We start from the raw sequence: 13,007 nt of genomic DNA on the forward strand, positions 1-13,007 counted from the left end.
TCATCTCTTGGGTCACAGGAATGGTTTGTTCACCATCTGGGGTGCTCACTACTAAGCTGTCGCCGGCTTTGGTGTTGGCTGGAATGCTGATCTCTGCTGTGGCTTTACCGCTGTCTAGGTCAGTTGGTTGAGTGCATTATCTCCGCCGTCTTTGATGCTGACTTTCGGCGCACCGTCTTGGGTGGTGCTGTCGTTGTCTGCGCCATTCGGGGTTTTGTCGCCGTTGACGTCTCCCGGCACGCCGGTATCGACAATCACGTCGTCTTGCGCGCTGTTGGCCGCCGGCGTGTTACCGGTAGCCGTCGCAGTCACGCTCGCTTTGACAACGACCGTGCCGTCTTGGCTGCTCGGGATGTCTACGCTGGCTGTGATGCTGTGCGCGTTGGCTTCGTCTGCGGTCACGGTGTGCGTGCTGAGGGTGCCGTTAACATCAATGGTCACGGTGTCGCCTTCTTTGACATCGCCGTTCAGGCCAATAGTGACCGGTACGCTGACGCTATCTTGACCACCCACTTCTTTGGCATTTAGGTAGCCATCATCCGCCGAACCACCAAGTTCTACGCCTGTTACTGCAGCTGTGCTGTTACCTGTTTGGCTGGTCGAGGCGTCTTTATTATTACTATCACTGCCATTACTGCTAGCAACAGCTGCTATTGCACCAATTGAAGCCAATCCAGCTAATCCTGCAGCAAATGGAATGCTTGCCGCTGCTGGTAATGCTAACCAAAATGGAACAACAAATGATGAACCGCCTAATGCTTGTCCTTCAATCATTCCTGGTGTGAGGTTAGTAACATATTGCGCGACTTCGCCTGTGTCTGGCACGTAATAGTAATATTCGCCATTCTCAGCTAAGCCAATCAAACCTTGATCGTTATTACCATAGAAATCTTCAATAATGAGGTCGGGGTTTTGACCTTCTTCTTCAAATGAAACGTAGAGATCATTACCTTCGCGTTTGGTAACGATATGGTCAGGCGCAACACCAGTTGCATCATCATAGAACTCGTAGTTTACGTCTTTTTGCGCTTGGATAATTTCTGGTTGACCTGTATGTGTACGAACATTTAGTTCACCAAGAGTTTGATCTTTCCCGTGAAGTTTAACTGTAATATTTTTCATTGTGATACCTTTTTGTAATACTGTAATTTGATGTAATCAATAAGCAATTTATTGTGCGCAGTGAGGAACAACTCGACTCACTTGATGATTTTGCAGCTTGCTCATATTGAAAGAATTCTTTGCTTCATTTTCAGACAACTGCCGTATTGCCGTATTGCCTGTTGGTTGTGGCTGCACTTCGAAATAATAGGTTTCGCCCGGCTGCATGGTATATGCTGTACTTTCTCTAAATAAATCATTAGATTTTTTTCCGGTGATAACGTTACTGATATTTACGACACCTGGACAGCTTTGTGTATAGGTATAATTTCCTGGCTGTAAACTAATTAAATATCTGCCATTAATAGCTAAGTTAACACTAGTTTCTAAAGGAACATTTTCTTGAGGCCGGAAGATATAGATATTGCTAAGTTGATTCTCTGCTTGCTCTTTATCATTATCATTTTGATTTTTTAATTTAGCCCATTCTGCTGGTCCGACTTTTCGTACTTCTTGCCCAACGATATTCGTTGCAGGAACACAGGCTGCCAATAATAAGCAGGTCAACAATCCCAATATTTCTTTTTTTATTTTCATTTTTTCTTCCTTATTCCTTTAAATCGATAAATCTTTATATAATTAGCAGAAATGCATCCATATACTTAAAAGTTTATAAAAAACATCAGATTAAAGCCATTTTCAGAAAATTATTTTTTCCTGAAAGAATAAATCTCTGTTAACACTGATGTTTTGCAAAATTTCTATTTGTTCTTCTAGCGTTTTTGAACCGTTAATTTTTTCTTTCCAATTAGGGTAAAGTGGTTCATTTTTCAAATACCAATGCAAATGCTTACGCGCACACAATCCACTATGTGGCGCAGGATACAAAGCATGCAAAGCGGTAATATGTTCTATCATTGCCTGATATGGGTCAGACCGAGCAATAGATTCTTTTGAATTTAAAGCTCGACGAATCTCAGAAAATATCCATGGATTACCTTGCGCTGCTCGTCCAATCAATACACCATCGAAGCCATATTTTTTTATTAAGTTTTTTATTTGTTCTGCATTTGTTAAATCACCATTCGCCAAAACGGGAATATGAGATTTGGCTTTTAGCTCGCCTATTTCTTCAAACTTTGCTTGTCCTTGGAAACGTTGAGCGCGCGTTCTACCATGCACCGCAATCGCAGCGATACCACTATCCTCTGCAATTTTTCCAACGGTTTGAAGATTGATTTGCTCATCGTTAAAACCAATTCGCGTTTTTAAGGTAACAGGAATTTTGACGGCATTTACCGTTGTTTGTAGGATTTTCTCTACTTGTTTCAAATCCGCTAATAATGCAGAACTCGCGTTTTGTTTACCCACTTTTTTAGCCGGACATCCCATATTGATATCGATAACATCGGCGCCTTTGGCTTGCATAAGCTGCGCCGCCTCTGCCATCAGTCGTGCATCTCCACCAACCAACTGGACAATTTTAGGAAAATTTGGATTATCATCAAACTGTAAGCGCGTTTGGCTTTCTTCGGTCGATAAGAGTTCTGGTCGTGCGCTAACCATCTCTGCTACGGTATAATGACTGCCTAAACGCTGACAAATTCGGCGAAAAGGCAAGTCGCTAATCCCAGCCATTGGCGCTAGCGCAACAACAGGCTCTGTATAGGTAAATTTTCCAAGTTTAAGCATCATTATATGAGGAAAATAAAGTATTATACGCTTTTAATTTAAAATTCTAATAAACGATTGGTAAGTTCTTTATCAAATGTCATCTTAAAAAAAATGTATTCATTATGTTAGTAGAAATTCGACAAGAAATCCGCCCCACTTTACAACTGGCTTTGCCAATGATTTTGACTCAGCTATTGGGCTATGGACAACAAATTATTGATATTGTGATGGCAGGACGCCATAGCACGCTGACTTTAGCAGGCGTTTCTTTAGCCGGTCAGCTTTTTGTGCTGATTTATTTGGTGATGGTCGGCATTGGTATTGGCTTTTCTGCCCAGTTTTCTCGTCATCAAGGTGGCGATAATCGCTCAGATATTCGTCACGATTTTCAGCAAGGAATTTGGCTATTTATTGTTTTAGGGATTGTTACAACAATAGCCACTCTGCTCGCCGCTTATTTGCCTTATCTTTTTGGTAGTCAACCGGATATTGCTGATGAAAGTCGTCAATATTTACTCACATTAGCTTTTCCTGCGGGGATTTTTGTTTTTGCTGGTCTAGCACGCTACTTCTTAGAGGGAATGGCAAGCCCCCGCCATAATAATTTAGTGATTGCGGCTTTATTACCCATCAATATTTTAGGAAATTATTTATTTCTTACTTATACAAATTTAGGCACGCAAGGAATGGCATTAGCAACGGGCATTTGCTACTTGCTCTACGGCGCAGGCTTATTTTATTTAATTTATAAAGACAAGCGCTGGCGTGGTTATCGACTTTTCCATAAACTTCAGCCTGCAAAGTTCGATAGTCTTGTGCGTTTATTTTTAATGGGTCTGCCCATTGGGTTAACCATTTTAATGGAAGCCGGAACTTTCTCTTTTATTGGCATTATGGCAAGCCGAGAAAGCGCCGTTATTACGGGCGCAAACCAAATCGCAGTGAATTATATTGGTATTATGTTTATGGTACCGCTTGGTATTGCTTCTGCGCTGACGATTCGCTGCGCGAACGCTCTTGGTCGTAATGATTGGCATGCCATTGCGATACGTGCAAGCACAGGCATTGGCTTGAGTGCGGTATTCATGCTGGTTTCTAGTATTGTAATTTTTATTGCGAGACGACAAATTGCCGATATTTATACAAATGATACCGCAATTATTTTGGCAGCCTCGCAGCTTCTATTAGTTGTGGCTTTTTTAGAAGTCGTGGATGGTGTTCAAATTGCTGCCAGTGGCGTATTACGGGGTTTAGCGGATACGCGAGTTGCCTTGGCTTATGCGGTAATTGGTTACTGGGTCATCGGTGTACCGATTGGGTGCATTCTTGCCTATCCCATGGGAATGGGCATTATGGGTTTATGGATAGGATGTGTTATTGGCTTAACGCTATTTGCCTTACTTGCATTGTATCGCGTAACCATTCAAATTCGTCATCATATAGGAAAGGTTCATGGCTGAAATCATTTTAATTGCGGCAAAAACGCGTAATCACGTGATTGGAAAAGCGGGAGAAATGCCCTGGCATTTACCCGCAGACCTCAAGCATTTTAAAGCGATAACCACAGGCTATCCGATTATTATGGGAAGAAAAACGTATGATACTTTGGGCAAAGCCCTACCCGATAGGGAAAATCATGTCATTAGCCGTCAAATCACCCAATATCCAGATGCTTATGCACACACTTCTTTACAAGCCGCGATTGACGCCTGTCAAAACGCAGAAAAAGTTTTCGTTATTGGTGGCGGACAGATTTATCAAGAAGCCATGCCAATGGTAGATAAATTGCTCTTAACCGAAATTGATACTGAACTGGAAGGAGATACGTTTTTTCCAGACATCAATCCAAAAGTATGGGAAGAAAGTCATCGAGAAGTGTTACCAGCTGATGAAAAGAATGCCTATGATTTAGCATTTGTTTACTACTATCGAAAATAGTTACTAAAGAATAAAACTACTCCTGCAATATTACACTTGAAATATAGTTACTCGCGTAATTATAATATCTGCCCTTTTTAATATTAGAACGGGGCAGTTTATGAAAATCCCGACTCAGGCTTTTGTTGACGCGTTAGAAAATGTCCGTAAACATTTGCCAGAAATGGATACGCGTCCACAAACCTTAATCAATATGCGCATGCTCAGAAGAGTGAGCGCTAACTCTAGCCAATATTTCAATCGAATTCTGTCAGAATTCAATTTAAATGACACTATGTTTTATGCGCTTATCATGCTGTATCGCTGTGATGGCGAACACATGCAGCCGTCTACATTGAGCGAAATTCTAGATCTTACCCGCACCAGTGCTACCCGCTTAGCTGATGATTTGGTCTCCCGTGGCTGGGTTAATCGACAAGGTTCAACCAAAGATAGACGCAGTATTTTATTAAAGCTTAGTCCCAGTGGAATGAAGCTAGTTGAAACCCTCACGCCTAAATTGGCACAAGCACGTCTTTCGCTGTGGGAAGATTTTTCTGATGGAGAAATTCAGCAATTTCAATTTTTAATGAAGAAATTGTTACAACGATTAGAGCAGGAAAATCTATCATGAGTGCAGAATTTCCTATGCATCGAGGACTTCGCCGACGTACGCGTAATCTCTTATTGCTAACACTTATTTTTCTTTTGATTGGTGGGGCGATTGCTTATTTATATTTCACTCAGTGGCAATATCATGTTGATACTGAAGATGCGTATGTGCATGGCGACCTTATACAAATTACGGCACAAATTAACGGACAAGTGCAAACCGTTTCTGTTGAAAATACTGATAGCGTACAAGCTGGAGATTTATTAGTTTCTTTAGACCTCACAGATGCGCAATTAGCCCTTGAAGTCGCGAAAACACATTTAAGCCACGCAGTTCGTCAATATCGCATTCGACAAGCCGATATCGCGCAAACCGATGCTGCTTTGGCGCAAACGCGTGCCAATATTGGCGAAGTCGAAGCACAAGTCAATGCGGCAAATGTTCGCTTAAAAAGTGCGCAAAACGATTACGCCCGCCGTCGCAAACTCGCTAATAGCCAAGCCATTTCCGCAGAAGAAGTCAGCCATGCTAAAGAGGCCGTTACCGCCGCTCAAGCCCAATTAGCGACTGCTCAAGCACAATTAAATGCTGCCCGCGCACGGATTGCGACTGCTGAGGCACAAAAACGCGTTGCACAAGCTGCTTTAGGTTCTCAGCCACTAAAAGCACAACCCGATGTTCAAGCGGCTATCAGCGAAATCCGACAAGCTTGGCTAAAAATGCAAAGAACAGAAATCCGCGCACCACTCGCAGGCGAAATTGCGCGTCGCAATGTTCAACCTGGTCAACAAATTGCTGCTGGCACACCTTTAATGGCAGTAGTTCCTTTAAACCGCTTATGGGTTGAGGCAAATTTCAAAGAAAGCCAATTAAAAACCGTGCATCCTGGACAAAAAGTCAAACTCACTTCCGATTTATACGGCGATGAGGTCGTTTTTAATGGCATTGTTGAAGGCATCTCCGCAGGAACAGGGAGTGCATTTTCTGTCTTACCCGCTCAAAATGCGACGGGTAATTGGATAAAAGTCGTTCAACGGGTTCCTGTTCGCATTGCACTTAACGCGGATGAAGTTGCACAACACCCCTTACGTATCGGGCTTTCAATGAAAGCAGAAATTGATACACGCGACCATAGTGATACCCCTTTGCCACAACGCCCCATTCAAGCCTTACCTAGCACAATGGGCGATACCCTTTCTGGCGCACAAGAGATAATTGATGAGCTCCTTAAATAACAACGCCACTCAGAAAACCCATATTGCCGCACCCAAACCGCTTTCCGGTTGGTCACTGGCTTTAGCGACCATTGCCTTGTCTTTATCCGTCTTTATGATGGTATTAGATTCAACTATTGCCAATGTCGCCTTACCAACCATTGCCGGAGATTTAGGCGCGGCAACCTCGCAAGGAACATGGGTCATTACCATGTTTGCCGTTAGCAACGCGATTTCTATTCCCTTAACAGGATTTTTAGCAAAACGCTTTGGACAAGTTCGCGTTTTCCTCGTTTCTGGGATTTTATTTGTCATCTGCTCATGGCTGTGTGGCATTGCGCATAACCTTATTGAGTTAGTTATCTTTCGTATTTGCCAAGGTGCAGTGGCTGGTCCGATGATTCCACTTGCGCAAAGTTTGCTGCTACAATGCTATCCCCCACAAAAACGGGCAATGGCACTTGGGCTTTTTTCAATGGTTATCGTTACTGCCCCTATCTTTGGACCTTTATTAGGTGGCTATATCTGCGATAACTATCACTGGGGATGGATTTTCTTCATCAATATCCCTATTGGTATCTTTGCACTGCTCATTGCTTGGCAACAACTTCGAGATCGCGAAAGTCCTACTGCCAAAGACAAAGTAGATTATATTGGACTCGCATTACTTGTCGCAGGTGTCGGTTGCCTACAGCTGATGCTTGATCGCGGAAAAGAGCTCGATTGGTTTAGCTCACCAGAAATTCTTTTGCTTAGCGCCATTAGCATCGTATCCCTTAGCTATCTCATCATTTGGGAATGGGATCATGAAAACCCTATCGTTAATCTTCGCCTTTTCCTAGATCGTAACTTTGCTATCGGCACCTTAGTGATTAGCGCTGCTTTTATGGTGTATATGGGCGCAATCGTTTTACTCCCTCTCGTCTTACAGCAAACACTTGGCTATACCGCTATTTGGGCAGGACTCGCCTCTTCACCCATTGGCGTATTTCCTGTTTTACTCACGCCGATTATTGGAAAATATGGTAACCGTCTTGATATGCGTATTTTGGTTACTTTGAGCTTTATCGTCTATTGCAGTACCTTTATTTGGAGAAGTGATTTTACTGCTCAAATGAGCTATTGGGATGTCTTTTGGCCACAATTCGTTCAAGGAATCGGAACCGCAATGTTCTTTATGCCACTCACAGCTATTACCCTTTCTCGGATATCACCAACGCAATTAGCTGCGGCAGCAGGATTATCCAACTTTGTTCGCACTCTAGCCGGCGGTATTGGGACTTCTATCATTACTACCATGTGGGATAGACACACTGGCTTACATCATCAATTTCTTACCGAAGCCATTACCCCTTATAACGATAATGCACAACAGTGGTTAGCAACCGTTAAAGCGGTCGGCTTAAATCAAGAACAAGCTTATACCTTACTTAACCGAACCATTAGCCAACAATCCAGCATCATCGGTTCCAATGAAGTGTTCTATATTTCTGGACTGGTTTTCCTCTTACTATTGGGACTAGTATGGTTAGCCAAACCACCTTTTGGACATCGCTAATCACTTGGTTTCTTTGGCGCCGGTTGCTAAAGAAACCATGGCTTATATAAAAAGCTCCCGCAATAGGCATTTTTTAGGAATTTCGCTATAAAACCAATTTTCCGGTAAATACCCGTTCAGCAGCACCTGACATCTTTAATGGATACCCTTCGCCTTTCCATTGAATTTGCAAACGACCGCCAGGTAACGCAACAAATACTCGCTCATTTAATATCCCCCGAGCAATTCCTACAGCCACCGCCCCACAAGCTCCCGTTCCGCAAGCCTGAGTTTCCCCAACTCCACGTTCAAATACGCGTAAACGAATCTCATTTCTGGAAACGACTTCCATAAATCCCACATTTACTCGATCTGGGAATAAAACATTTTGTTGCAACGCCCGACCGACTTCCTCAACCGGCGCATCTACAACATTCTCTACCTGACAAACCGCATGTGGATTACCCATCGAAACAATCCCAAAAGCATATTCCTGTTCCGCTACTGTAATAAGCTGTTGTAATGCCGAAGTTTGTTGAGAAGTAAAAAAACTAAAATCTGGAACCCCCATATCCACAGAAAATTGCTCAATACCTTCCGCTAGCCCCTGATAATCAATCTCTATCAATCCGCGCTTAACTGCTACCTTAACCGGACGGGAAAAATCAAATAATTGATAATCTCGCAGATACTTCCCAAAGCATCTTGCACCATTTCCACAATGCTCAACTTCACTGCCATCAGCATTAAAAATTCGGTAAGTAAAATCGGCTTCTCGTGTTGCCGGTTCAATAATCAATAATTGGTCAAAACCAATTCCGGTATGACGTTTTGCCAACGCAGCAATCTGTTCTCTTGACCAATCAAACGCCGTATCTCGACAATCTAAAACGATAAAATCGTTTCCCAAACCATGCATTTTGTCAAAGCAAATCGGTTGCATATACCATCCTTAAAAAGTTTATTGTAGCGAGCGATAATCAAGAATGCACTTAGGTTCTTAACAGAAAAAGTTAAAAAATATAGCCAACTTCCCAAAAAATGCATACAACATTAACTCAATATCCAATTTGAAAACAGCATCCTATCTCCAAGCACGGCATACATTTTTTGGAGCCCTGCTATAGATGAATGATAAGCCACTTTGAATACATTCAGCTTGACTAAGCCATTATGCTAAACTGATTTAATCATCCATTCCGATATAAAAGGAGTATCTATGCAAAAATCGCTTGCTTACTTAGTTTTAACCACTGCCCTAATAACTACCTGCGGAATTAGCAATGCAAAAGGACCTAAAGTTCCTTATGATCATCCTGGAATGACTGAAAATGATCAAGCGCATGAAGCAGAAGTAAACTGGGTTTCCGTTGACGATATCAAGAAAAGCTTAGAAGGCAAAGCACCAACCAAAGTTGGGCTAGACATTGATGATACTGCACTGGTTTCTAGTCAATGTTTCTATTACGGTAAAAACAAATGGTCGCCTGATAGCCATGATTATTTGCACAATCAGGATTTTTGGGATTATGTTGCTGATGACTGCGATTTAAGCTCGATTCCAAAAGAATCCACCAAAAAACTCATCGAAATGCATCAAAATCGTGGCGATCAAATTATCTTTATTACAGGTCGTACTCCAAGTCGTAACTACGATGGTAAATCCTTAGATGGCTTAGGCAAAATACTAGAAAAAACTTTTAACATTAAAAATATGCAGCCAGTTATCTATACACGCGATATCGTAAAAGAGCCTTTCAAATACGATAAATCGCCTTATATCAAACAAGAAGGCATTACCATTTTTTATGGCGATAGTGATAGCGATATTCATGCGGCTCGTGAAGTTGGCGCTCGGGGCATTCGCGTGATTCGCCCAGCAGTTAGCACCAATAAACCCTTGCCTTTAAACGGTGGCTATGGCGAAGAAGTCGTACGCGATTCATGGTATTAAATACTTTTTTCGCGCATAAAAAAGACCCGCTAAAGAGCGGGTCAAAAGGGAAGAGACTAAACTATTTCTTAGAAACCAATCCAAAAATTACTAAGATAATAATAGCACCAATCACAGAAGCAACAAAGCCAACGGGTTCACCTTGTTGATACCATCCTAAAGAAGATCCTAAAAAGCCTGCCACAAACGAACCTGCAATACCTAACCCAGCCGTTAAAAAACAGCCCATTTTATCATCACCGGGTTTTATCGCGCGCGCTACTAAGCCAGCCAAAAAACCGATTACCAACATCCCGATAATACCTGTTCCCATACTTCATCCTTTACTTAAGATTAAAACTACATTCATCTTAACGAATAAATTTTAAGAGAATATGAGGATAATATTACTACTTTCTCATCAAGATATAGGCAATCTTAGCTTTATCAACAATTACAGCCAATTTTTTCGTCGAAATATAAACAATAAGAAACCGACAATCAATCCCATTACCCCTAGTAAAATAAAATAGCCATATTTTGTATGTAACTCTGGCATATTATCGAAGTTCATGCCATAAATCCCTGTCAGTAGCGTCAACGGCATAAAAATGATAGTAATCACTGTTAACAACCGCATTTGTAAATTTAGCTGATTGGATTGCAAATTAAGATAAGTATCGGTCAGCGATTGAATCATTTCACGTCCATAATCCATTCTGTCACGCATTTGCAAAGTGGTATCTACCAAATCTCGCAAATACGTTTTCGTATGTTGATTGATAAAAGGATTATTCCAGCGCATTAACTGCGTTAGCGTGTCATTCATACGGCGAACCGTACTTAAAATACGAATACTATCTTGTTTGAGCTTATGAACCTTATTCAGCGTCAGATTGGAATTACTAGAAAACAGCTTTCTATCATTCTTTTCAATCTTGCTCAATAAAGCATCAATCGCGCCATAATAACGCTCAACCACACAATCTAATAACGCATAAGCCAAAAAACCTGAATTTAAATCTGCGCTTTCTCTATCTTCTGGGTCAAAGCCTTCACTCACGGGAGAAAGATGCGTATTGTGGCGCGGTTCAAACGTTAATAACAAATTCGGCAACACAATCATAAATAGCTGATCATAACCTAAAGTATTATTGCGGTAATGGAACGTCCTCGCCACAATAAATAAATATCCTTTATAAATTTCCGCTTTGGTTTGCTGACTGCTATTGGTCATATCCTCAATTACCAACTCATGAATGTCATAGGGAGAGAGAATTTTCTCTAATGTTTGCGCATCATTGATCCCAGAAAAGTGAAACCATGTTAAAGGCATATCTAGTGTATGCGGGTGTTTTCCATGAACAGCAAAAAATTCTTCCAATGTTAAAGCAGTTTCTACTTGTTCATGAAGGCTAAAATCTGTTCGAGTAATGGTTACTGGCGCATGAGAAGAAATTTTTTTTGCCATATTGTTGGGCAGTTGTAAAAGGACGCATATTGTAGCGTATTGCGAGGTATCCAGAAAACGGTATCATGCGAGTTTAATAACAAGAGGATTTTCAAATGAATGATATATTCTTAAAAGTATTACGCGGTGAAAAAGTTGACCGCACCCCTGTATGGATGATGCGCCAAGCAGGGCGATACCTGCCTGAATACCGCCAAACGCGCGCGCAAGCAGGTGATTTCATGGATTTATGCCGTAATACAGAACTTGCTTGCGAAGTTACCCTTCAACCGCTACGACGCTATCCTTTAGATGCCGCCATACTATTCTCGGATATCCTGACCATCCCAGATGCCATGGGGCTTGGACTTCGCTTTGTCAAAGGCGAAGGACCACAATTTGCACGCACCATTTGCACCTTAGCAGAAGCCGAAGCTCTCCCCCTTCCGCCAGAAGGCTCTCTCGATTACGTTTATAACGCCGTACGTCTTATCCGCCAAGAACTTAACAATGCCGTTCCGCTCATTGGCTTTGCTGGCAGCCCGTGGACACTCGCCACTTATATGATAGAAGGTAAAGGTAGCCGAGACCATGCACGCGCCAAAGCTTTAGCCTTTTCCGAGCCTGAAACCATTCATATTCTATTAAATAAACTTGCCACCGCTGTTAGCCAATACTTACAACGCCAAATTCAAGCGGGTACACAAGCCATTATGCTCTTTGACTCTTGGGGGGGCGCTTTACCTTACTGGGCATACGAAGAATTTTCCTTACAATACATGCGCCACATATTAAGCGAACTACCAAAAAAAATTCCCACTATCCTCTTCACCAAAGGTGGCGGACAATGGCTTGCACAAATGAAAAACAGCGGTGCTAATGCCATTGGACTAGACTGGACGACCTCACTTGCCCATGCACGAAGCATCCTAGGCGAAAACATCGCGCTACAGGGTAATCTTGACCCCGCGATATTACTCTCTAATCCCCAAACCATTCGAGAAGCCGTTGCGCGCACCCTAGCCGATTATGGAAAAGGCGACCGCCATATCTTTAATCTTGGACATGGCATCACACCAGACGTTCCGCCAGAAAATGCTAAAGCCATGATTGAGGCTGTTCATGAACTAAGCCCTGCTTATCACTAAACAAGCGTTTATCCTCAAATCCTCTAAAAAACGATAAAAATTCAGGAAATATAGTGCAATCATCTAAAACCCAACCCAATCCAAAGCAGATAAAAGAATAAAGTATCAATACAATCCATCCGCCATTCTTTGCGTATTTGCTTAATCCAAGCCCACATCTTTTCAATGGGATTTAAGTCTGGACTATAAGGGGGTAACCAAACTATTTCATGCCCATGCTCTTCAATGATTGCTTGAATATCACTGCGTTTATGAAAAGCGGCATTGTCCATGACAATTACACTGTTTTTAGGTAACTCAGGTAACAGTGCTTCTCTCACCCAATGAGAGAAAATATCGCTGTTAATAGAACCATCATATAAGCGTAAGGCAAACAATTCTCCATTGATAATGGCTCCAATCGCATTGCTCTGGTTCTTA

14 protein-coding genes are annotated in these 13,007 nt (G+C 42.1%); 7 read left to right on the forward strand and 7 right to left on the reverse strand.

What is annotated here, in order from left to right; genetic code table 11:
• Window positions 1-114: 114 nt before the first annotated feature.
• The 3 genes from A5N85_RS06080 to dusB all read right to left on the reverse strand — a co-directional run bounded on the left by A5N85_RS06080 (window position 115) and on the right by dusB (window position 2,796).
• A complete protein-coding gene (locus tag A5N85_RS06080; RefSeq protein ID WP_072576437.1) occupies window positions 115-1,122 on the reverse strand; it encodes a hypothetical protein in 1,008 nt (335 codons plus the stop codon).
• Window positions 1,123-1,170: 48 nt separating this feature from the next.
• Window positions 1,171-1,698 carry a hypothetical protein gene (locus A5N85_RS06085; RefSeq protein WP_072576438.1) on the reverse strand — a complete coding sequence of 176 codons (528 nt, stop codon included), beginning with the start codon at window positions 1,696-1,698 and terminating at the stop codon, window positions 1,171-1,173.
• Window positions 1,699-1,800: 102 nt separating this feature from the next.
• A complete protein-coding gene (dusB, locus tag A5N85_RS06090) occupies window positions 1,801-2,796 on the reverse strand; it encodes a tRNA dihydrouridine synthase DusB (RefSeq protein WP_245935946.1) in 996 nt (331 codons plus the stop codon).
• 101 nt (window positions 2,797-2,897) lie between these two features.
• Here dusB and A5N85_RS06095 point away from each other — a divergent pair, with 101 nt between their 5' ends.
• The 5 genes from A5N85_RS06095 (at window position 2,898) to A5N85_RS06115 (ending at window position 8,077) form a co-directional block, all read left to right on the forward strand.
• The gene (locus A5N85_RS06095; protein WP_072576440.1) at window positions 2,898-4,235 is read left to right on the forward strand and encodes an MATE family efflux transporter; all 1,338 of its coding nucleotides are present in this window, start codon (window positions 2,898-2,900) and stop codon (window positions 4,233-4,235) included.
• On the forward strand, window positions 4,228-4,713 hold the full coding sequence (locus tag A5N85_RS06100; protein WP_072576441.1) for a dihydrofolate reductase: 486 nt from the start codon (window positions 4,228-4,230) through the stop codon (window positions 4,711-4,713). Before A5N85_RS06095 ends, A5N85_RS06100 begins: the two co-directional genes overlap by 8 nt.
• Before the next feature lie 100 nt (window positions 4,714-4,813).
• The gene (locus tag A5N85_RS06105) at window positions 4,814-5,326 is read left to right on the forward strand and encodes a MarR family transcriptional regulator (RefSeq protein ID WP_072576442.1); all 513 of its coding nucleotides are present in this window, start codon (window positions 4,814-4,816) and stop codon (window positions 5,324-5,326) included.
• A complete protein-coding gene (locus tag A5N85_RS06110) occupies window positions 5,323-6,540 on the forward strand; it encodes an HlyD/EmrA/EmrK family protein (protein ID WP_072576443.1) in 1,218 nt (405 codons plus the stop codon). The genes A5N85_RS06105 and A5N85_RS06110 overlap by 4 nt, the downstream gene beginning before the upstream one ends.
• Window positions 6,524-8,077: a DHA2 family efflux MFS transporter permease subunit gene (locus tag A5N85_RS06115; RefSeq protein ID WP_072576444.1), complete on the forward strand. Its 1,554-nt coding sequence runs from the start codon at window positions 6,524-6,526 to the stop codon at window positions 8,075-8,077. Before A5N85_RS06110 ends, A5N85_RS06115 begins: the two co-directional genes overlap by 17 nt.
• 85 nt (window positions 8,078-8,162) lie before the next feature.
• Here A5N85_RS06115 and dapF read toward each other — a convergent pair whose 3' ends face one another.
• Window positions 8,163-8,999 (reverse strand): diaminopimelate epimerase, encoded by an 837-nt coding sequence (gene dapF / locus A5N85_RS06120; protein WP_072576445.1) that lies wholly within the window; start codon window positions 8,997-8,999, stop codon window positions 8,163-8,165.
• Between the two features lie 276 nt (window positions 9,000-9,275).
• On the opposite strand from dapF, the gene aphA reads away from it, so the two are divergent.
• Complete coding sequence (aphA, locus tag A5N85_RS06125; protein ID WP_072576446.1) at window positions 9,276-10,010, forward strand: acid phosphatase AphA; 735 nt, start codon at window positions 9,276-9,278, stop codon at window positions 10,008-10,010.
• A gap of 61 nt (window positions 10,011-10,071) precedes the next feature.
• Here the strand turns inward: aphA and A5N85_RS06130 are convergent, their stop codons facing one another.
• Window positions 10,072-10,323: a GlsB/YeaQ/YmgE family stress response membrane protein gene (locus tag A5N85_RS06130; RefSeq protein WP_072576447.1), complete on the reverse strand. Its 252-nt coding sequence runs from the start codon at window positions 10,321-10,323 to the stop codon at window positions 10,072-10,074.
• Window positions 10,324-10,443: 120 nt separating this feature from the next.
• Window positions 10,444-11,460, reverse strand: coding sequence for a magnesium/cobalt transporter CorA (corA, locus tag A5N85_RS06135; RefSeq protein ID WP_072576448.1), 1,017 nt, complete (start codon window positions 11,458-11,460; stop codon window positions 10,444-10,446).
• Between the two features lie 95 nt (window positions 11,461-11,555).
• Between corA and hemE the strand changes: the two genes are divergently transcribed.
• Window positions 11,556-12,587, forward strand: coding sequence for a uroporphyrinogen decarboxylase (gene hemE, locus A5N85_RS06140; RefSeq protein WP_072576449.1), 1,032 nt, complete (start codon window positions 11,556-11,558; stop codon window positions 12,585-12,587).
• A gap of 59 nt (window positions 12,588-12,646) precedes the next feature.
• Here the strand turns inward: hemE and A5N85_RS06145 are convergent.
• Window positions 12,647-13,007 (reverse strand): transposase (locus tag A5N85_RS06145; protein WP_143143202.1); only part of this gene is annotated, 361 nt, incomplete at its 5' end.

This window comes from Suttonella ornithocola, from assembly GCF_001889065.1.
GTDB lineage: Bacteria > Pseudomonadota > Gammaproteobacteria > Cardiobacteriales > Cardiobacteriaceae > Suttonella_A > Suttonella_A ornithocola.

Bases quoted from the DNA above. Each gene is read 5' to 3' on its own strand.
- dapF (WP_072576445.1), bottom strand. From the start codon at position 8,999: ATGCAACCGATTTGCTTTGACAAAATGCATGGTTTGGGAAACGATTTT.
- A5N85_RS06115 (WP_072576444.1), top strand. From the start codon at position 6,524: ATGAGCTCCTTAAATAACAACGCCACTCAGAAAACCCATATTGCCGCA.
- A5N85_RS06085 (WP_072576438.1), bottom strand. From the start codon at position 1,698: ATGAAAATAAAAAAAGAAATATTGGGATTGTTGACCTGCTTATTATTG.
- hemE (WP_072576449.1), top strand. From the start codon at position 11,556: ATGAATGATATATTCTTAAAAGTATTACGCGGTGAAAAAGTTGACCGC.
- A5N85_RS06105 (WP_072576442.1), top strand. From the start codon at position 4,814: ATGAAAATCCCGACTCAGGCTTTTGTTGACGCGTTAGAAAATGTCCGT.
- aphA (WP_072576446.1), top strand. From the start codon at position 9,276: ATGCAAAAATCGCTTGCTTACTTAGTTTTAACCACTGCCCTAATAACT.
- dusB (WP_245935946.1), bottom strand. From the start codon at position 2,796: ATGATGCTTAAACTTGGAAAATTTACCTATACAGAGCCTGTTGTTGCG.
- A5N85_RS06095 (WP_072576440.1), top strand. From the start codon at position 2,898: ATGTTAGTAGAAATTCGACAAGAAATCCGCCCCACTTTACAACTGGCT.
- corA (WP_072576448.1), bottom strand. From the start codon at position 11,460: ATGGCAAAAAAAATTTCTTCTCATGCGCCAGTAACCATTACTCGAACA.
- A5N85_RS06110 (WP_072576443.1), top strand. From the start codon at position 5,323: ATGAGTGCAGAATTTCCTATGCATCGAGGACTTCGCCGACGTACGCGT.
- A5N85_RS06100 (WP_072576441.1), top strand. From the start codon at position 4,228: ATGGCTGAAATCATTTTAATTGCGGCAAAAACGCGTAATCACGTGATT.
- A5N85_RS06130 (WP_072576447.1), bottom strand. From the start codon at position 10,323: ATGGGAACAGGTATTATCGGGATGTTGGTAATCGGTTTTTTGGCTGGC.
- A5N85_RS06080 (WP_072576437.1), bottom strand. From the start codon at position 1,122: ATGAAAAATATTACAGTTAAACTTCACGGGAAAGATCAAACTCTTGGT.